15 protein-coding genes are annotated in these 19,650 nt (G+C 60.5%); 5 read left to right on the forward strand and 10 right to left on the reverse strand.

From position 1 onward, the window contains the following. Positions 1-21: 21 nt before the first annotated feature. Together ACWICV_RS05640 and ACWICV_RS05645 are read right to left on the reverse strand one after the other, a co-directional pair. Positions 22-1,344 carry an MFS transporter gene (locus tag ACWICV_RS05640; protein ID WP_332731638.1) on the reverse strand — a complete coding sequence of 441 codons (1,323 nt, stop codon included), beginning with the start codon at positions 1,342-1,344 and terminating at the stop codon, positions 22-24. A gap of 76 nt (positions 1,345-1,420) precedes the next feature. Further along, positions 1,421-2,482, reverse strand: coding sequence for a LacI family DNA-binding transcriptional regulator (locus ACWICV_RS05645; protein WP_286134196.1), 1,062 nt, complete (start codon positions 2,480-2,482; stop codon positions 1,421-1,423). Between the two features lie 292 nt (positions 2,483-2,774). On the opposite strand from ACWICV_RS05645, the gene ACWICV_RS05650 reads away from it, so the two are divergent. Both ACWICV_RS05650 and ACWICV_RS05655 read left to right on the forward strand, forming a co-directional pair. Next, positions 2,775-4,109 (forward strand): short-chain fatty acid transporter, encoded by a 1,335-nt coding sequence (locus ACWICV_RS05650; protein WP_388022969.1) that lies wholly within the window; start codon positions 2,775-2,777, stop codon positions 4,107-4,109. Between the two features lie 24 nt (positions 4,110-4,133). Next, entirely contained in the window at positions 4,134-4,901 is a 768-nt protein-coding gene (locus ACWICV_RS05655) for an SDR family NAD(P)-dependent oxidoreductase (RefSeq protein WP_105657607.1), read from the forward strand. Between the two features lie 81 nt (positions 4,902-4,982). Here ACWICV_RS05655 and guaB read toward each other — a convergent pair whose 3' ends face one another. Both guaB and ACWICV_RS05665 read right to left on the reverse strand, forming a co-directional pair. Further along, positions 4,983-6,488, reverse strand: coding sequence for an IMP dehydrogenase (gene guaB / locus ACWICV_RS05660; RefSeq protein WP_454090623.1), 1,506 nt, complete (start codon positions 6,486-6,488; stop codon positions 4,983-4,985). A 121-nt stretch (positions 6,489-6,609) separates the two neighbouring features. Further along, the gene (locus tag ACWICV_RS05665; RefSeq protein WP_454090969.1) at positions 6,610-8,763 is read right to left on the reverse strand and encodes an acyltransferase family protein; all 2,154 of its coding nucleotides are present in this window, start codon (positions 8,761-8,763) and stop codon (positions 6,610-6,612) included. 316 nt (positions 8,764-9,079) lie between these two features. Between ACWICV_RS05665 and ACWICV_RS05670 the strand changes: the two genes are divergently transcribed. Next, positions 9,080-9,664, forward strand: coding sequence for a TetR/AcrR family transcriptional regulator (locus ACWICV_RS05670; protein ID WP_400288470.1), 585 nt, complete (start codon positions 9,080-9,082; stop codon positions 9,662-9,664). A gap of 40 nt (positions 9,665-9,704) precedes the next feature. Here the strand turns inward: ACWICV_RS05670 and ACWICV_RS05675 are convergent, their stop codons facing one another. From ACWICV_RS05675 to ACWICV_RS05690, 4 genes are all read right to left on the reverse strand, one after another. Then, positions 9,705-10,706, reverse strand: coding sequence for an NADP-dependent oxidoreductase (locus ACWICV_RS05675; protein WP_454090622.1), 1,002 nt, complete (start codon positions 10,704-10,706; stop codon positions 9,705-9,707). A gap of 207 nt (positions 10,707-10,913) precedes the next feature. Further along, the gene (gene groL / locus ACWICV_RS05680; RefSeq protein ID WP_105657612.1) at positions 10,914-12,515 is read right to left on the reverse strand and encodes a chaperonin GroEL; all 1,602 of its coding nucleotides are present in this window, start codon (positions 12,513-12,515) and stop codon (positions 10,914-10,916) included. 33 nt (positions 12,516-12,548) lie between these two features. Then, positions 12,549-12,845, reverse strand: coding sequence for a co-chaperone GroES (gene groES / locus ACWICV_RS05685; RefSeq protein WP_133833647.1), 297 nt, complete (start codon positions 12,843-12,845; stop codon positions 12,549-12,551). 204 nt (positions 12,846-13,049) lie between these two features. Then, a complete protein-coding gene (locus ACWICV_RS05690) occupies positions 13,050-14,591 on the reverse strand; it encodes an amino acid permease (RefSeq protein ID WP_400288473.1) in 1,542 nt (513 codons plus the stop codon). Positions 14,592-15,046: 455 nt separating this feature from the next. On the opposite strand from ACWICV_RS05690, the gene ACWICV_RS05695 reads away from it, so the two are divergent. Beyond that, complete coding sequence (locus tag ACWICV_RS05695) at positions 15,047-16,288, forward strand: class I SAM-dependent methyltransferase (protein WP_454090621.1); 1,242 nt, start codon at positions 15,047-15,049, stop codon at positions 16,286-16,288. A gap of 155 nt (positions 16,289-16,443) precedes the next feature. Continuing rightward, positions 16,444-17,586, forward strand: a complete 1,143-nt coding sequence (locus ACWICV_RS05700; RefSeq protein ID WP_332731262.1) for a glutamate--cysteine ligase — start codon at positions 16,444-16,446, stop codon at positions 17,584-17,586. A gap of 27 nt (positions 17,587-17,613) precedes the next feature. Here ACWICV_RS05700 and ACWICV_RS05705 read toward each other — a convergent pair whose 3' ends face one another. Together ACWICV_RS05705 and ACWICV_RS05710 are read right to left on the reverse strand one after the other, a co-directional pair. After that, a complete protein-coding gene (locus tag ACWICV_RS05705; RefSeq protein ID WP_400288479.1) occupies positions 17,614-18,288 on the reverse strand; it encodes a FadR/GntR family transcriptional regulator in 675 nt (224 codons plus the stop codon). After that, positions 18,285-19,556, reverse strand: coding sequence for an MFS transporter (locus tag ACWICV_RS05710; RefSeq protein WP_400288480.1), 1,272 nt, complete (start codon positions 19,554-19,556; stop codon positions 18,285-18,287). Before ACWICV_RS05710 ends, ACWICV_RS05705 begins: the two co-directional genes overlap by 4 nt. Positions 19,557-19,650 lie beyond the last annotated feature (94 nt).

Genomic DNA, 19,650 nt, shown 5'->3' on the forward strand with positions numbered 1-19,650 from the left:
CGTTGCTCCTTAGTTAGATGCCTAGTGGCCGGACACAGCGGCTTTAGCGGGATCCTCGGTGCCTTGCTTGAGCTTGAGAGTGAGCAGTGCGCCAACGGCGCAGATCGCGACAATGAACCAGAGGCCCGACATCTTGCTTCCAGTAGCTTCTTCCATCAGCCCCATGATGTAGGGACCAAGGAATCCGCCGAACAGCCCGACGGTGTTCACGAAAGCAATGCCGCCAGCCAGAGTCGCACCGGAAAGGCGGGTTGCCGGGTAGGTGAACAGGATCGGCTGCAACGCGAAGAAGTTGAACGCGGCTAGCGAGAAGCCGATCAGTCCGAGCACCGGTCCGCCAAGCGCACCGAGGGTGAACCCGGCAACGATGCCGGTCATGGTTGCGCTGGCAACGATCCGCGATCGCGAGCCATTGGTGGCAAGCTTGGGGATCAGCAAGGCGCCTGCGGCAGAGAAGACCCACGGTATCGAGGTGAGCAAGCCGATCTGGATGGTGGATAGCTCTCCGTATGTACCGATGATCGAAGGCAAGAAGAAGCTCAATGCGTAGACTGCGATCTGGTGGGAGAAGTAGATCGCAACGACCAACAGGATCTGCTTGTCCTTGAGAACATGGAGAAGCTTGGAATTTCCAGCAGCCTGCGCGCCGGCGATTTCCTCAGCCGCGATTCGCGCTTCCAAGTCCTCGGCCTCGGCCTGGGTGAGGAATTTAGCTTCGGTGGGCTTGTTGGGCAGGAGTTTCCAAACTGCGATAGCCAAGAAGCACGCTGGCAACCCCTCGATGATGAACATCCACTGCCATCCGTGCAACCCGCCAACGCCGTCCATAGTCAGCAGCAGGCCGCTCAGCGGCGCCCCGATGACGTTCGCCAGGGCTACGCCGAGCAAGAAGAGTCCGTTGGCCCGGGCGCGGTCTTTGACGACAAACCACTGGGTGATGAAGTAGATGACTCCCGGGAATAGGCCCGCCTCAGCGATGCCCAGCAGCATGCGCAGGATATAGAAGGACCACTCCCCCTGGACCAGTGCCATGCAGGCAGACAGGATTCCCCAAGTGATCATGATCCTCATGATCCAGAACCGTGCGCCGACCTTGTGCATGATCAGGTTTGAGGGAATCTCCGAAAGCGCGTAGGTCAAGAAGAACAGCCCCGCACCCACGCCGTACGCTGTAGCCGAGATACCCAGATCGATTTCCAACCGGTCTTTGGCCATGCCGATATTCGTGCGATCAATGAAAGCCATGACATAGGCTGCGATCAGCAGCGGCATGATGCGCCGGAAAATCAGCTTGTTGAGCATTTCCGGTGAGCGCATCCGACGTGTCGCGTTGGTAGTTTGCACGGTCAGTTCCTTCCGCATGCAGGCATGACGAGTAGAGGGCACCAGGCCCTTGGCTTTGAGAATGTCTAGTGGTGAGCTAGAGGGCAGGCATTCGCCCTGTAGCAGGGCACCCGCAAGTCCTACCGATATGGAGGCTGTGCTCGCAGATCGTGTGCTTGTAGGTGTTCCGCGGCTCGACGATCTGTTCCAGGAGTAGCTCGAAGGACCTTTCCGCCATGTCTTTCACCGGCTGGACAATTGTTGTCAGCCCGATGATTTTCGAGCGGCTGTGCCTGAGTCCGTCACAGCCGACGATCGCGACATCCTGTGGAATGCGCAGGCCCAGCGACAGCGCATGCTCCATGACACCAATGGCAATTTCATCCGATCCGCAGACCACAGCCCGTGGCGGATGCGCCGAGCTGAACAATCTTTTGGCGGCCAGCTGCCCGCCTTCCGAACTGAGCTTGGTACTGATCAGGCGTTCTCCCGCAACCCGGACACCCCTTTGTTGGGCAACCCGGACAAAAGCCTGTTCGCGCAACAAAGACGCAGTAGAGGAACGCGGCCCGATGACAGTGGCCACCTCCGAATAGCCGTGATCCAGAACGTGGGACATGAGTTCCCCCGCAGCCGCGTCGTCATCGATCCCGACGAAATCACCAGGCAGATGCTCGGAATTGCGCGACAGGCAGACATAGGGAATTCGTTTCTGGCGAAAGGTCCTCAGAGAACGCGAATCTTCCTTGATTGCAGCGGCGATAATGACGCCATCAACATTCCGGGCAGCCAGGGTACGAGCAACTTGATCCAGCGCCTCGGGGTCGTCCCCCGTTGTTGCGACAAAGACATCGAACCCGGCCGCGGCGGTGGCATTGATGATGTGCTGTGCCCAGATCGTATACATCTGGTTCACGATGTTCGGCAGCACTAGGCCGACCACGCGGGTCAGAAGCGGGTCCTGCTGCTGCCCATGATTGGCGGGACGGTAGCCAAGTTCGTTCGCCACCTTCAGCACATGGCGCCGGGTCTCAGGCGAGGCACCGGGTCGACCGTTCATGATGTAGCTGACCGTTGCAGAAGAGACCCCTGCAGCTCGGGCAACAGCAGCAGCAGAGACACGCGCTGGTCGAAGCGATAAATGCGACTGGGTGGTCAACGCGCACCTCCATTGGTGAAATCGGATAAGAACCTGCGAATGCTTGTGATCACCATTACATGGCATGGAAATACGTTAAGCAACATTAAGCTTCAAAAGCTAAATCTTCTGAATCACCTTATTCATGCACCTGAAGCACCGGGTGCAACCGGAGATAGGACGCCTAGCCACTTACGATTGCTTAATGCCGAACCGCACTAGTAGCGTCCTCGAAAGGATGTGACGGCAGTCATATTCCTCTCCAGCAAATTGATCGGCCTACTCTTGGAGGTGCACGATGCTCACAACCGCAATGAAGCCTGTGACTCGTCTTGTCGAACGATGGATGCCCTCAGCAATGGTATTCGCCGTCCTGCTGACGTTGATCGTGATGCTCATGGCCTTGACGATGACCGACTCGTCTCCGGTCGCCGTGGTGAATGCTTGGGGCGAAGGATTGACAGGGCTACTGGCCTTCATCACGCAGATGTGCCTGGCCCTGCTCTTCGGGCATGCACTGGCCCATACCCGCCAGGTCCAGGGGGTGCTGTCGAAAGTATCAAGCATTCCAAAGAACGCGGTGCAGGCCTACGCCTGGGTCACCCTGCTGACCTGCTTGGTGTCCTGGGCCCAGTGGAGCCTGGGACTAATCGTCGGAGCGATTCTGGCCAAGGGTATCGCCACCAGCTGCCGCGAACGCGGCATCAAAGTCCACTTCCCTTTGTTGGTCGCTGCCGCCTACACCGGCTTTATTCCCTACCATATGGGATATTCAGGGGCAGCCCCGCTGACTTCGGCCACTCCTGGCAGCTTCATCGAGGAATTCCTGGGTGCTCCGGTCCCGGTTACGGAAACGGTCTTCAGCTGGTGGAATATGACTGGCCTGCTCATCATGATTCCCGCGCTGGTCATCGGCATGGTGATGTCCCGGCCTAAGACCGACGAGGAGATCCTGGAGATCCCGCTCAGCAACCCGGATTCCCAGACGGAGGCCCGTCAAGCTGGGAAACCGGAAAGCCCGGCAGATTGGATTGAATCCAAGCGCTACGTCACGACCGGACTGGGACTACTGCTCAGCGTCTTCATCGTCGGGCACTTCATGCGCCTGGGCTTCGTTTTGACCTTCGACATCGTGAACTGGTCGATGCTCGCGATCATCCTCTTGCTGGTTGACTCCCCTGTAGCGTTGGCCGGGCTGATCAAGAACGCTTCGACAGTCACCGGCGAAGTGCTGCTGCAGTATCCGCTGTACGCCGGCATCCTGGGGATCGTGACAACGACGGGACTGATCACCGTGCTCAGCGATGCGTTCATCTCGATGTCCAACGCGAACTCATTGCCGATTGTCGCCTTCCTCGCCGCCGGCTTGGTAAACATCTTCGTGCCCAGTGGTGGCGGCCAATTCGCCATTCAGGGACCGATTTTCATCGAAGCGGCCAACGCCTTGGGCACGGATCCCGCCTTGATCATCATGGCAATCGGTTACGGCGACACCTGGACCAACATGATCCAGCCGTTCTTCGCATTGCCGATCTTGGCGATCGCGGGGCTCGGAGTGAGATCCATCTTGAAGTACACCTTTGTTTCATTGGTCATCAGCGGTGCGGTATTCCTCTTCATCTTGCTGTTGCCCACCTACATTTTCTAACGAGCACGCAAACAAGGAATTCCCATGAGTCTTGAACAGTTTTCACTGGCCAACCGTCACGTTTTGGTGACCGGAGCTGGCCGCGGCATCGGGCAGGCTATGGCACTGGCAGCCGTCAAAGCCGGCGCACGTGTCAGCGCAGTGTCCCGCACGGAGTCCCAGCTGGAGCAAACACGGCAGCTTGCCGGACTCGATGGGCAACGCCTGCACACCTATACCTGGGATGTAGCGCAAACCGGCAAAGCCAATGAACTTGTAGACCTTGCCGAAGGCAACGGTCCGGTTGATTCCGTGATCCATGCTGCGGGTGTGCAGCTGCGCAAGCAGGCCATCGATTTGGATCCTGAGGAATGGCGATGGGTACAGAAGGTCAATGCCGAAGCCCCTCTGTTCCTCAGCACCGAGATCGCGCGGCGGGAGATCTCCCGCGGCAGCGCGGTCGGAAGCCACGTCTTCCTCTGCTCCCTGGCAAGCACCATTGGGCTGCCCAATGTCGCACCATACGTCATGTCGAAGTCAGCCGTACTCGGAGCTGTCCGCGCGCTGTCCCGGGAATGGTCGCAACAAGGCATCCGCGTGAACGGCATTGCTCCCGGATACGTCCAAACGCAGCTCACTTCAGATCTCCTGGCCAAACCGGCAGACAGAGAACGAATTCTCTCACGGATCCCGATGAATAGGCTGGGGCACACTGATGACTTTGCCGGACCGGTGGTTTTCTTGCTTTCGGAAGCATCCCGGTACATCACTGGACAGATGCTCAACGTCGACGGTGGCTGGCTGGCCTCCTGAATCAGCTAGCAGAGATGCGAAAAACCCCATCGCCTCTGGCAATGCGCCAGTGGTGATGGGGTTTTCCGCATCAGATGAGCCTTAGCGCGAACGGTAGTTCGGTGCCTCAACGGTCATCATGATGTCGTGCGGGTGCGATTCCTTCAGGCCTGCTGCGGTGATGCGGACGAACTTGCCGCGTGCCTTCAGCTCGGGAACGGTGCGTCCGCCAACGTAGAACATGGTCTGGCGCAGGCCGCCCACGAGCTGGTGGGTGACAGCCGACAGCGGGCCGCGGTAAGGGACCTGGCCTTCGATGCCTTCAGGGATCAGCTTCTCGTTCGATGGCGCGTCAGCCTGGAAGTAGCGGTCCTTGGAGTACGAGGTGTTCTTGCCACGGGTTTCCATTGCGCCCAGCGAGCCCATGCCGCGGTAGGCCTTGAACTGCTTGCCGCCCATGAAGACCAGATCGCCTGGGGACTCAGCGGTACCTGCCAGCAGGGAGCCGAGCATGACCGAGTCGGCGCCGGCCACCAGGGCCTTGCCGATATCGCCCGAGTGCTGCAGGCCGCCGTCAGCGATCAATGGAACGCCAGCTGGAATAGCTGCCTTGGCTGCTTCGTAGATAGCGGTAACCTGGGGAACGCCCACGCCGGCAACGATGCGGGTGGTGCAGATGGAGCCCGGGCCAACGCCGACCTTGATGGCGTCAGCGCCAGCATCGATCAGTGCCTTGGCACCGTCATAGGTGGCTGCCTGGCCGCCGATGATGTCCACGTGCGCGGCCGCTGGATCCTTCTTCAGGCGTGCAATCATCTCCAGCACGCCCTGCGAGTGGCCATTGGCGGTGTCGACAACCAGTGCGTCAACTCCGGCGTCGATCAGGGTCATGGCACGCTCGTAGCCTTCGCCGAAGAAGCCAACAGCAGCTGCAACACGCAGACGGCCTTCGTCGTCCTTGGTCGCCAGCGGGTACTGCTCGGCCTTGTCGAAGTCCTTGACGGTGATCAAGCCGGTGAGCTTGCCGTCGTTATCGATGAGTGGAAGCTTCTCGATGCGGTTCTTGGACAGGAGCTCGATTACCTTCTCTGGAGCTACACCGTCATGAGCGGTAACCAGCGGCATGCCGGTCATCACTTCGTAGACCTTGGTGGTCATGTAGCGTTCGCGAGGAACAAAGCGGGTGTCGCGGTTGGTGATGATGCCCAACAGCTTGCGGTTCTCATCTACCACTGGCAGACCGGAGACGCGGTACTGAGCGCACAGCTCATCCCATTCAGCCAAGGTGGCACCCGGGTGCACAGTGACTGGGTCGGTGATCATGCCCGACTCGCTGCGCTTAACCTGGTCAACCTGCTTGGCCTGGGACTCAATGGAAAGGTTGCGGTGGATCACGCCGATACCGCCCTGGCGTGCCAGCGCGATTGCCATGGGTGCTTCGGTCACCGTGTCCATTGCAGCGGAGCTGATGGGCACGTGGATGTTGATGCGCTTGGTGAAGCGGGTGGTGGTGTCCGCCTCCGAAGGAATCACATCCGTCGGGCCAGGCAACAGCAGAACGTCGTCGTAGGTGAGTCCTTCAAAGGCAAAGGGGTTGAACTCAGTCACGGGGGAACCTTTCGGGGCGACAGCGGAGGTTGATTAAATGGTAGAGCTCTTTTGGCGTTCCGGTTATTCCTTCTTGGCGCACTGTGTTCAACCTCATGCCCCATCCCGCATCAGGGGTGATTTATTCCCAGTTTGTTGCTTCCTTGAAAGAAGAAGCGAACTGGCGCTTGGCACTGAGCACGAAGGTCTTGGACAGGTGCGAATCATCCAGGTACGTCAAGACGTTGCCTATGACAGCTTTGCAGACCCCCTCGGGGCAGAGCAACCCCGTCATGTCCAGGGAAACAACCTGGTCGCCATAATCATTGGAATCCAGGAATTGCTCCACTGGATTCACGCTGTTCAAGGCGTAGCCGGCCGAACCATCGCAGTTGGCAGGAAGTCCCTTGTTCGAATCCACGCATTCCGGAATGGAGTAGGTATAGCGCGGGGTATCGCGCATCGCGATGACCCGGCTTCCGGCATCGAGCAGCGGCTGGATCATCTCGGCGTAGTTGTCCACCAGGATCTCCTGCTCCCCCGGGCTGCGAAGCATGTCATCAGGGTCCGCTACGGTCTTGCTGGCCGTGGTCAGCACCATCTGCGGAGCCAGATCCGCTACGTATTCCTGCGCCGCGTCCTGGAAACCGGAGCAGGCTTCTTCCACGCGGTCAGCATCGGAGCCGTAGCGGCAACCCGGTTCGTACACCAAGATCCAGCTGCCGCCAGCTTCCTCGATCATTGCCGAAGCCGCCGCAGACCAGTGCTGCATGTGCGAATCTCCCAGCATTACCAGGTCCGGCGCTCCCCCGTCGAAAGTGCCGCCCTGCTCGCAGAAGTGGATGCGCTCGTCATCTGGAGCGTTCGCCCCTTCGCAGACATCGCCGGGAGTCTGCCATTCGCTATCCAGTTCGGTCGCCAGCGGCAGGGTCAAAGCCGCAGGTGACGGATCCCAGTCATCTTCAGCGTTGGCCCCGGGGTTGTCGGTGGCGGTCTGCGCCGCGGCCATGGCCCTGCGGTGCTCGACGTTGTTCTCCCAGGCCATCACCGGAAGGCTGGCTACGCCAAGCCCCACAGCGACCACGGCAAACTGGGCAATGAGCTTGAACCCGGTTTGCGGAATCAGGCGCGAGAAGCTGGCACTGGCTTGCCAGGCGATGGCCGGTTTCTCGACGAACTTGGTGGTAGCCCATGAAGCGAGAATCGAGGCAAGAATCAAGACACTGCCGGCAGCGAAGGAGGCCTTCTCGTTCCCGGAGACCTCAAGGTAGAAGACCAGCAACGGCCAGTGCCACAGGTACATGCCGTAGGACAGGTCGCCCAGCTTTACCAGCGGGGGCAAGGAAAGCAGGCCCGACGGGTTGGCCCAGCTGCGCGGTGCCGGAGCCGAGATCACCAAGGCGGCGGCGACCGTGGGCACCAAAGCCATGAAGCCCGGGAACTGCCCCTGCACATCCAGTACGGCGCCACTGCCTATGACGGTGGCCAGGCCGGCCCAGCCTCCGATGCGGCGGATCTTCTCGGGCAGGCTGGAGAGCCACGGCAATGCCAAGGCGAGCAGCGAACCGAGGGCGAATTCCCATAGGCGCGCGCCCGTGTGGAAGTAGGCCACCTGCTGGTTGGTGGCGGTGATGTGAATGGAATACGCGAGCGAGCCGAGGAAGATGGCTCCGAAGGCGCCGCCTGCTACGGCGGCGAAGCTGTGCCGGGAGAAGAACTTCTTCCAGAGCAGTGCGCTGCCGGCAAGAACCAGCGGCCAGATGATGAAGATCTGTCCCTGGACAGACAGGGACCAGAAGTGCTGCAGCGGCGAGGCGGCGGCTGTGTTGAAGGCGTAGTAGTCCACCTGGTGATCCGAGAGGTACCAGTTCTGCCAGTAGAACAGCGCGGCATTGGACTGGTCGATCAGCTCCAGCCAGCGCGTACTAGGCAGGATGATCCACGCCGCGATGACCACGCCAATGATGACTACCGCCGCTTGCGGTATCAGGCGCGAGAATCGATGCAGCCAGCCGTCGAGCAGAGGCGGGCGCTGCCCGCGGGCGATGCGCCGTGCGGTGGAAGAAGTGAGGAAGAAAGCGGAGAGCATCAAGAAGATGTCCACACCGCCGGAGACCCGGGAGAACCAGATGTGGTAGCACATCACCAGCAGGACTGCGAGGGCGCGAAGTCCCTGCAAATCAACTCGGAAACCGGCACGCTGGGTGCTGGTCCGAGACTGATCCAAGGTATGGCTCACTGGCTGCGCTTTCGTCGGGGACAGGTTATTGTCCTCGGCGTTTTCTACTTGATTCACGTCAGACAACCAACCATCTTATCAATTCGCCATGGCCACACCGTGCGAGTTGACGCTGCTGCCGCTGTAAAGCAGCGTATATAGATTGACCGTATTGGCCTGACCTGCTCAGGATTAGCTGTCGAAATTCGAGAACTGGCGCAAAGTTCCACGGCGGTTTGCCGCCCAGCCATCGTCGGCACGGCGGCAAATTGTTGCTTGGCCAGGTGAGCGAAGTCAATCCGCGCATTCTGAAACAGCAGCTTTCTTGATTAGACTCATGAATAACTCTGATCAGTTCTAGCCGAGGGGCTCCCGGGTGACGTCTTCAACTCCTATGCCAGGACGACGCGAACGCAACAAGCAGCAGAAGCTTGAACGGATCATCTCCGCGGCCAGCGAACTCTTCGCGGCACACGGTGTCGATGAGGTCACCACGCAGCAGATCGCCGACGCGGCGGATATCGGAACCGGAACCCTTTTCCTCTACGCCAAGTCCAAATCCGAGCTGCTGCTCATGGTGCAGAACCACCGCTACGAACGCTCCTTGGAGCAAGGCATCGAGGCCTCTAAATCAGCAAAGACCGCGCTGGAGGCAACCATGGCCCTTTTGGTACCGATCATCGACTGCAATCGGAAGCATGTCGACAACGGGCGCTTTTATCTGCGCGAAATGGTTTTTGGCGATTCGGCGGAACCGCATCATGCCGAAGCCCTGCGCATAGCGGCGTTGACCGAACAGGCGATTGCCGAGCTCCTGGGCACGCATAGGAATCTGGAGGCGCCGGAGGCAGCCACGATTGCGCGGGCCATCACTTCCATCCAGTTCCTGGCGATGGCTACTGCTGCGGACCCGGCACTGGCCACAGCTGAAGTCGCCCGGGGCATCCGCGCTCAGATTGCTGCAATCCTCCCCCACTGACGAGCAAAGCGCGCCCACCGCCCAGGCGAACGCGCTCGCTTTACTTCTGCTGCATGGAGATGACGGTCTTGCCGCGCCGGCCACCAGCCTCCATCGATTCAAGGGCCTCTGCAGTTTGCGCAAAACCGAAGACCTGGCCCACCACGGGCGTCAGGACCCCGGAGTCCACCAGTTCGGCAATGCCTCGCAGCTGCTGGCCGCTGGGCTTCATGAAGAGGAACTCGTACCCGACACCCAGCTTCTTGGCCTTCTTGAGAACTGACCGGCTTAGCGCGCGGACCGCCAAGCCCATCACCGGATTCAGCCCTGCTTCCTTGGCGAATGCCGGAGTCGGCGGACCCGAGATGCCGATGACCTTCCCTCCAGGGCGCAGGACTCCCAGCGACTTGGCAAGCGTTTCGCCGCCCAGGCTGTCAAGCACCAGGTCATAGCCCGAGATACTTACCTGGAAATCCTCGGTCTTGTAGTCGATGATTTCATCGGCTCCGAGATCCTGCAAGAATTCGGCGTTCGTCGCCGACGCTGTTGTCGCGACGTAAGCGCCCAGGTGCTTGGCCAGCTGGATGGCGATGGTTCCGACGCCGCCAGCGCCAGCGTGGATGAGTACTCGCTGCCCCGGCTGCAGATTTCCCCGCTCAACTAGTGCCTGCCACGCAGTCAGTGCAACCAGGGGCAGCGAGGCCGCTTGCACCAGATCGATGGAGACAGGCGTCTTCGCAATATCCATTTCATTCACGGCAATGCGCTGGGCGAAAGCTCCGATCCGATGATCTCGAGGGCGGGCAAAAATCTGGTCCCCTACCGTAAAGCCGCGGACTCCTGAGCCGAGCCCGATCACGGTCCCGGCGACGTCGTGGCCGAGAACCAGCGGCATCTTGTATGGCAGGATTGCCTTGAATTCGCCTGCGCGGATCTTCTCGTCAAGCTGGTTGACGCCAGCGGCCGCAATCTCGATGAGTACCTCCCGCTCCCCCAACTCAGGTTCAGCGACCTCGGCCTGCACCAGGGCACCCTTGTAGTTTTCGAGAACGAACGCGTGCATGGAAGATCTCCTGTACGGATATGAAATGGGCATCAATCTTTGACTGAGTTCAATTATGAGCGCACTCATTTATCGTGTCAATGAGCTGGGTCACCCCGGGTGGATCGTTTTCTGAGAACAAAAAGCCGCCGCTGGATCCAGGAGATAAATCCTGGATCCAACGGCGGCTTTCGCTCACGAAGCAATGCTTCGGTGACGGGCTAAACCCTAGTGGCCGTGCGCCTCTTCAGCTTCTTCAGCCTTCTCTGCCACCAAGGTCTCGGTGGTCAGAACCAAGGCCGCGATCGATGCTGCGTTGCGCAGTGCCGAGCGGGTTACCTTGACTGGGTCGATGACGCCTGCGTGCAGCAGGTTCTCGTAGACACCGGTCTTGGCGTTGAAGCCTTCGTTGGCTGGGGACTCCGCCACCTTGGAAGCAACTACCGCACCGTCGAAGCCGGCGTTGGTAGCGATCCAGAAGAGCGGCTGCACCAGCGCGCGGCGGACAATCGCAACGCCTGCTGCTACGTCGCCTTCGGTGGCTGCGATGCGGGCATCGGTATCCAGCGAAGCCAGCGCGTCAACCAGGGCGGTACCGCCGCCGGCAACGATGCCCTCTTCCAGGGCAGCACGGGTGGAGGACACAGCATCCTCGATGCGGTGCTTGCGTTCCTTCAGCTCGACCTCGGTGGAAGCGCCCACCTTGATCACGCCGATGCCGCCGGACAGCTTGGCCAGGCGCTCGGACAGCTTCTCGCGGTCCCACTCCGAATCGGTGCGGTTCAGCTCAGCCTTCAGCTGGGCTACGCGCTCTGCGACATCTTCCTCGGTGCCAGCGCCATCAACGATGGTGGTGGAATCCTTGGTGATGGTCACGCGGCGTGCCGAGCCGAGTACCTCGGTGCCAACCTGGTCCAGGGACAGGCCCAGTTCCGGGGAGACAACCTGGGCACCGGTGAGGATAGCCAGATCCTGCATCATTGCCTTGCGGCGGTCACCGAAGCCTGGAGCCTTGACGGCTACCACGTTCAGCAGGCCGCGCAGCTTGTTGACCACCAGGGTGGAAAGGGCTTCGCCCTCGACATCCTCGGCGATGATCAGCAGCGGCTTCTTCGCTTCCAGGACCTTTTCCAGCAGTGGCAGGAATTCTGCCACGGTGGAGATCTTGGCTGGGTTGATCAGGATCAGTGCGTCTTCCAGGACAACTTCCTGGCGCTCCTGGTCGGTGATGAACTGTGGCGAGAGGTAGCCCTTGTCGAACTGCATGCCTTCGGTCAGGACCAGCTCGGTAGCGGTAGTCGAGGACTCCTCGATGGTGATCACGCCATCGGTGCCCACGGTCTTGAAGGCCTTGGCCAGCAATTCGCCGATTTCATCCGACTGCGCGGAGATCGCGGCTACGTTAGCAACCTTGTCCTCTACGGCAACGGCGTTAGCGGCCAATGCGTCCGAAACGATCTCCACAGCCAGTTCAATGCCCTTGCGGACATCGCCCGGAGCGGCGCCTGCGGCGACGTTCTTCAGGCCTTCCTTGACCAGGGCCTGAGCGAGCACGGTGGCGGTGGTGGTGCCGTCGCCTGCTACGTCATTGGTCTTGGTGGCTACTTCCTTGGCCAGCTGCGCGCCAAGGTTCTCGTATGGATCTTCCAGATCGATCTCACGCGCAATGGTGACACCGTCATTGGTGATGGTCGGGGCGCCCCAGGTCTTGGCAAGCACCACATTGCGGCCGAGTGGGCCGAGGGTGACCTTCACCGTGTTTGCGAGCTTATCAATGCCCGCTTCGAGGGCGCGTCGCGCTTCCTCGTTGAATGCTAGCTGCTTAGCCATGCATTTTCTCCTGAAACTTTAGAGAGGTTGGCGTTACTTTACGACGACTGCCAGTACGTCGCGAGCCGAGAGCACCAGGTACTCTTCGTTGCCGACCTTGACCTCGGTTCCGCCGTACTTCGAGTACAGGACTACGTCGCCTTCTGCAACGTCCAGGGGAATGCGGTTGCCGTTGTCATCGATGCGGCCTGGGCCTACGGCGACTACGGCGCCTTCCTGTGGCTTTTCCTTAGCGGAGTCTGGGATGACCAGGCCCGAAGCGGTGGTGGTTACGGCTTCGACCTGCTTGATGACAATGCGGTCTTCGAGCGGCTTGATGGAGACAGACATGGTCTCTCCTTTTCGTGTATGAACCAATGGTTGTAGGGGTGCGCCCTATGGCATTGGACCAACCGTCGTCGCGGTGCCAGTTGGTGGTATCCAGTCAGGCGGTGTGTAACGCTGCAAGCTGCAGATGCGACTTCCATCGTGACACCCACACATGACTTTAGGACGAGCTTTAGCACTCGGTCAAGGCGAGTGCTAATCATTGCCCTACTTCTTCACACCGGTTCGCGCAGAGCGCACAGCCGCGGACTCTTCGATATCCTCCGGAGCGTCCAGATCCATCTCGGTGAGCTTGACCATCTTGGACTTGGTCACCATGCGGTGCACCAGCCACAGTCCGAGGAACAGCGGCAGCCCGATATAGGCCGAGAGCACTTCCAGCCCGTGGCCGGCCAGCACCGCTTGGTAGTTCTGACCGACGATCACGGCAATCAGCATCAGGAAGGCCACGATGGGTCCTAGCGGGAAGAGCGGGGCCAAGTAGGGCAGGTCCTTCACGCTGTAGCCCTGGGCGAGATAACCGCGGCGGAAGCGGTAGTGGGATACGGCAATACCCACCCAGACGATGAACCCGCACAGCCCCGAGACATTCAGCAGCCAGGTATAGGCCGCACCCTGGCCCACCAGGGCGGTGAGGAACCCGAAGAGGCCTACCGCAGCGGTGGCCAGCAGAGCCATGATCGGCACGCCGCGGGAGTTGGTGCGCCCGAAGATCTTCGGAGCCTTGCCATCGTGGGCCATGGAGTAGAGCATGCGGGTTGAGGCGTAGAGCCCCGAGTTGCCAGCCGAGAGGATGGCGGTGAGAATGACCGCGTTCATGGCAGCAGCGGCAAAAGCGATGCCGGCCCGCTCGAAGACCAGGGTGAAGGGCGAGGAAGCCACGTCGGCTTCGCCGCTGGCCAGCAGGCTCGGGTCGGTGAACGGAATCAGGCAGCCGATGATGAAGATGGCACCGATGTAGAAGAGCATGATGCGCCAGAACACCCGGCGGATGGCCTTGGGCACTTCGCGGCGCGGATCCTTGGCTTCGCCTGCGGCGACACCCACCAGCTCGGTGCCCTGGAAGGAGAATCCGGCAATCATGAAGACCGAGACGATGGACAGCCAGCCGCCATGGAAGACATCGTTGCCTTCGCGCCAGTTGGCCAGCGGATCGGTGTGCGCGCCGAGCACCCCGAAGATCATCAGCACGCCGGCGGCCAGGAAGGCGATGACGGTGACCACCTTGATCATGGCCAGCCAGAACTCGCCTTCGCCGAAGGCCTTGGCGGACAAAGCATTCAAGGCGGTCAAGGCCACCAGGAAAGAGCCGGCCCAGACCCAACCGGGGACATCAGGCAACCAGAAGCTCATCACGATGCCAGCGGCCACCAGTTCCGCCGCGACAGTGATGGCCCAGTTGAACCAGTAGTTCCAGCCGATGGCGAAGCCGAAGGAGGGGGAAACGAAGCGGGTAGCGAAGGTCTGGAAGGATCCGGCCACCGGGATCTTCGCGGTCATCTCGCCCAGGGACTGCATGAGCAGGTACACCATGAGACCCACCGCGGCGTAGGCCAGCAGCGCGCCGCCGGGACCCGCCTGGGCAATAGTGCCGCCGGAGGCCACGAACAGCCCGGTGCCGATGGAACCGCCAATGGCGATCATCTGCAGGTGGCGGCTGCTCATGCCGCGCTTAAGCTGGTTCTGCACCAGGGGTGCGGGATCCACGGCCTTTGGACCGGTTGTCGACGTCACTGTCGTTCGCTGCATAGGTTTCATCACAGGTGCCATACAACACCAGTTCCACAGGGGAATGCGACGTGGATCACTTCAGGTCTTGCGGAGGACATGCAGCCGCTTGCAGCAAGCGGGGCGAGTTGGTCCAGCGAACCGTTTCCTAGTGGCGGAGAACTGTAAAACAGCGATAGGGCTACTCGTTAGCCAGATGATCCAATTAGCAACAAGCATTACTCTCTCTAACCAAATCAATGCCCATGAGATAGTGATACTTAGTCTTTTGGTTTCAGTGCTTCACACCTCCCGGCTTCGAACTGCTCTTGGCGCAACTGCTGGGCGGCCGGATCCCGGAGCTTGGCGAAGCCCGCTTGGCAATTCTGTGAATTCTGAATGTGACGCGTTTTTGTCACATAGATCACTGGCCCTGCGGGCTGGGCACACCGAGAGGGCCAGTCTGTTCCAAGACGCATCAACGATAGTCTTGGATCATGGCCCAGGCTTCAAATGACTCCACGCTCAATGAACAATTCGCCGCCCTGCTTTCGGAAGACGGCTGGAAGCTGCTTTCCACCATCGACCCGTCCATGGTGGCCACCAAGGATGCTGCTTGGTCGCTGAATGAGAAGCTGCGCAAGGAAGGCCACGACGCCCAGGTGGTTCGCGCCGTCATGGCGCAGGCCGAGCTGCGTTTCCGGGCGAGGGTGAAATTCGGCCCCTTTGCAGACTCGTTGATCTTGACCCCGGCCGGACTGGAGCAGGCCACGCGCCTGACCATCGCCGGGCTGCATGCCCGCCGCTACACCAATGCCGGTTCCACCCACGTCGCCGACCTCGGATGTGGCATCGGCACCGACTCCATTGCGCTGGCCAGCGCTGGCGTGCAGGTCACCGCAGTAGACATGGATGAAACCACCGCGGCAGCCACAACACTGAACCTGATGCCCTTCGACAATGCCACTGTGATCCACGGCAGCGCCGAGGACACCGATCTGACCGGGGTTGACGGCGTCTGGCTGGATCCAGCCCGGCGTACCGACGTGAAGGGAAGCACCCGCCGACTCTTTGACCCCGAGGCGTTTTCCCCGCCCCTGTCTTTCGTGGAGAAGCTGGTGGACTCCGGGCTGGACGTCGGAGTGAAACTTGGTCCGGGCCTGCCCCATGAAGCGATTCCGGCGAACGCCGAGGCTGTCTGGATTTCGGACCACGGCTCGGTCATCGAGGCCTGCCTCTGGTTCGGCAAGCTCAAGCGCAAGGACATCGCCCGTGCCGCGCTGGTCATCGACAAGGACGGCGCCCACGAGTTGGCCAGTGCAGCTGCCGCGGCAAATGATCAGCCAGCCCCGGTAGGCGAATTGGAAGCGCACATCTACGAACCCGATGGCGCAGTGATCCGTTCCCACCTGATCTCGACCTTGCTGGAGCGCACTGGCGGCCACCTGCTCGATGAGCACATCGCCTACTTCACCCATAACCAGCAGATCTCCACGCCGTTTGCCCGCGGATACAAAGTCATGGCAGTGCATGACTACAACGTGAAGAAGCTGCGCAGCTGGGTGAAATCCAACGGCATCGGCACATTGGATATCAAGAAGCGCGGAGTCGACGTCACGCCCGAAGAATTGCGCCGCATTTTGCTGGCAGGCTCCCCCAAGAGCGCCAAGAACAAGGCAACGCTGATCCTGGCTCGCCTCGGCGACAAACGCGTAGCTTTCGAGGTCATCCCGCACTAGTCTGGGGTGACGCAGGTCCCACCGGAGCATTGTCCCGGCAGGAGCGGCGCAATACATACAATGAGTATGGAGAAACATCGAGGAATCGGTGGACGCTCCATCCACTTTGTTCGGCTCCGGAGCATTCCGTCCGAGACGTCATCAATAGGAGCGCCGTGCAGAAAATCGAGTTCGCCCACTCTTCCCAATCCACTATCGGTGTCGAATGGGAAATCGCCTTGGTCAATCGCGAAAGTGCGGACTTGTGCTCGGTTGCCGAGAGTATCCTTGACCAGCTCAAGGATGAGGCCGGTCTTGACCGCGAAGATGAGCATCCGACAGTGAAGCCGGAATTGTTGATGAATACCGTGGAGGTGGTCACCGGTGTCCATACCAACGTGGCAGACGCGGCTGAGGAACTGCGCACCAACGTGCGCATGCTCAACGAGGTCGCCGGAAACCACGGCGTGGACCTGTATTCCGCGGGCTCCCATCCTTTTGCCGCGCCGACCTTGCAGCCGGTGACGGACAAGGACCGCTATGCCAAGCTGATTGACCGCACCCAGTGGTGGGGCCGCCAGATGGTGATCTACGGCGTGCACGTGCACGTGGGCTTGGACGATCGCGAAAAAGCGCTTCCAATCACTGACGGTTTGATCAACTACCAGCCGCATTTCCAAGCACTCAGCGCCTCCTCCCCCTACTGGGGCGGGGAAGACACCGGCTACGCTTCGCAGCGTTCGCTGATGTTCCAGCAGCTGCCAGCTGCCGGGATCCCCTTCCACTTCGATTCATGGTCCGAATACGAATCCCACGTTACAGACATGCTGCACACCGGGGTTATTGATGATGTCTCCGAGATCCGCTGGGATGTGCGTCCGGTACCTCGTTTGGGCACCGTGGAAATGCGCATCTGCGATGGCGTGAGCTCTCTGGATGACATTGCCGCCTTTACCGCACTGACCCAGTGCCTGGTGCACGACATGTCGCTATCAATCGAAGCCGGCTACAAGATTCCTGTCATGCCGGCCTGGTTCCGAGTGGAGAACAAGTGGCGCGCCGCCCGCTACGGGCTGGATGCCATCATCATCCTCAACGCCCAAGGCGACGAGATGCTCGTGACCGACCACCTGCGCTCAGAGGTCAAGCGCCTGGCACCGATTGCCGAGCAGCTGGGATGCGCCGAGGAACTGCAGGGCATCATCCGCTTGATCGAACGCGGGGCGGAATACCAGTTGCAGCGCAATACCTTTGCGGCTTCGGGCGGGGATTTCAAGGCAGTGGTGCAGGAAAACGTCCGGCGCATGAAGGCTGTTTAGTCCGGGCAGAGCCCTTGAAGTCAGGAATTAAGGCATCCAGCTCATGCAGTAATCAAGATTCTTGATAACAGTTCGAGCTGCTGCTTCGGGATCGCCTGCTTCGATTGCGTCTACCAGTGATTCGTGGCCCTCGTGCAGGCAGCCATCGAATCCGTCGGAAAGCCTCTGGACCATCTTGGTTCCGTGGAAAACATCCCCGAAGCTCTCATAGATCTCATGCATCAGCGGAACACCGGAAGCCCGCGCCACTTCCAGATGGAATTTCCAGTCGGCTTTCGCCCACGCAGGATAATCCCGGTTTCCCCATGCTTCGCTTCGCTGGCCCAGCAAAGCGCGCAGCTGTTCGACTACTTTTGCATCAGCGGCTTTGGCAGCGAGCCGGGCCGACTGGGTATCCAGGGCGAATCGCACCTGGAGCACGTCCTGGTCGGAGTGGTCGCGGTACACCCGTTGGGCGGTGCCGCTGATCTCGCTGGTCGCGCGCACGTAGGTGCCATCTCCACGGCGGACCTCGAAGATCCCCGTGCTGGCCAGCGCCTTGATGGCTTCGCGCAAGGTCCCGCGGGAGACGCCCATTTCCGCCATCAGCTCGGGTTCAGCCGGAATGCGGTCCCCCACCTTCCAGCGGCCCTGCGCTACGGCGCTCTGCAGCTTCGCCACAACCTCTTCGGACAAGGGCGGACGCAATGGGGTCTTGCTCATGGCCGCTCCGCTTCAGCCGAGCCGTCCACTTCGATCAACGGATGCGAATCGGCTTCGGTACGCAGGCCGCCCAGCTTGTAGCAGAACAGAAGCTGCACCACAGCGAAGGCGAGGATGATCACCAAGCCAACCGTCCAAGATCCCAATGCGCCCTGCATGAGCCCCAGGGCGAAGGGTCCAATGGCTGCAATCAGGTAGCCGACAGATTGGGCCACCGTGGACATTGCTGTCGTTTCTTCTGCGCTGCCGCCACTGCGGCTGAGCATGAGCATCACCAGCGGGAACACCCCGAAGCCCAGGCCAATTAAGACCGAGCTGATCAAGGACAGTTCTACCGGCAAGAGCAGCAGAGCGATAAAACCGAGTACCGAGCAGCTGGTAGTCAGCACGAAGGCACTGCGCAGCAGGGCCGGCTTCGAAGCCATCCAGAGCATGATCATGACTGCCGGGATGCTGACTCCCTGCACGATGCCCAGCATCAAGCCGGCATCAACTGGCTCCAGCCCGCGCGAAATGAGGATATGCGGCAACCAGCTGACCACGGTATAGACCAGCAGCGACTGGATGCCGAAAACAGTGGTGAACAGCAAGCCCTTGCGCGTGGCCAGTAGCGGCCATGGAGAAACATGCGTGCCCTTCTGAACAGCGGAACGCTTCCCGGAGATGGACAGCGGCACAAAGACCAGCAAAGCCAGGCCGGCGGGAATCGCCCACAAAGCCAATGCCGTCGTCGGCGAACCCGCCTTCACCGCCAGCGGGACGCTGATTGCGGAGGCCAGCGTCGCGCCGATGGACATGGTGGTCGTGTAGGCCGCGGTCATCGACGCGGCGCGGTTCCCATGGTGCTCTCGAATAAATGAGGGCATGGCCACATTGCAGATGGCCAAGCCGCACATGCCTACCACGGTGCCGGCCAGCAAAGCCCAAGTTGAATCGACAATGCGCAAGGCCAGCCCAGCGGTGAGCAGCAGCAAGGACAGGGCGATGCCCAGTTCCAGTCCGGTCCTGCGGATCACCAAGCTCGTTGCCGCGCCAGCCACGGCAAAGCACAAAACTGGGATCGTCGGCAGCAGCGAAGCGATGAACGTGCCGTACCCCATCATCTCCTGCAGGTCATGGAAGAGCGGAGATGCCGAGGCAATACCCATGCGCAGGTTCAGCCCGACGAGGATCACCGCCGCAACTGCCAGTGCGCTTGCCCGCCAGGGATGCTTGGCGGCTTTGCTGGCAGGAGGCGGGGCCGCGGATTCTGATGCGTTGTCGATCACGTTTAAACATTAGACGTTTGATGTTTCACGCGGCGAATCCTGTGATCCAGCGCATCAGAACCTCGCGGCGTGCCCGCTTCCGTCCGCCAAGTGC

It is taken from the genome of Glutamicibacter sp. NPDC055354 (assembly GCF_053644955.1).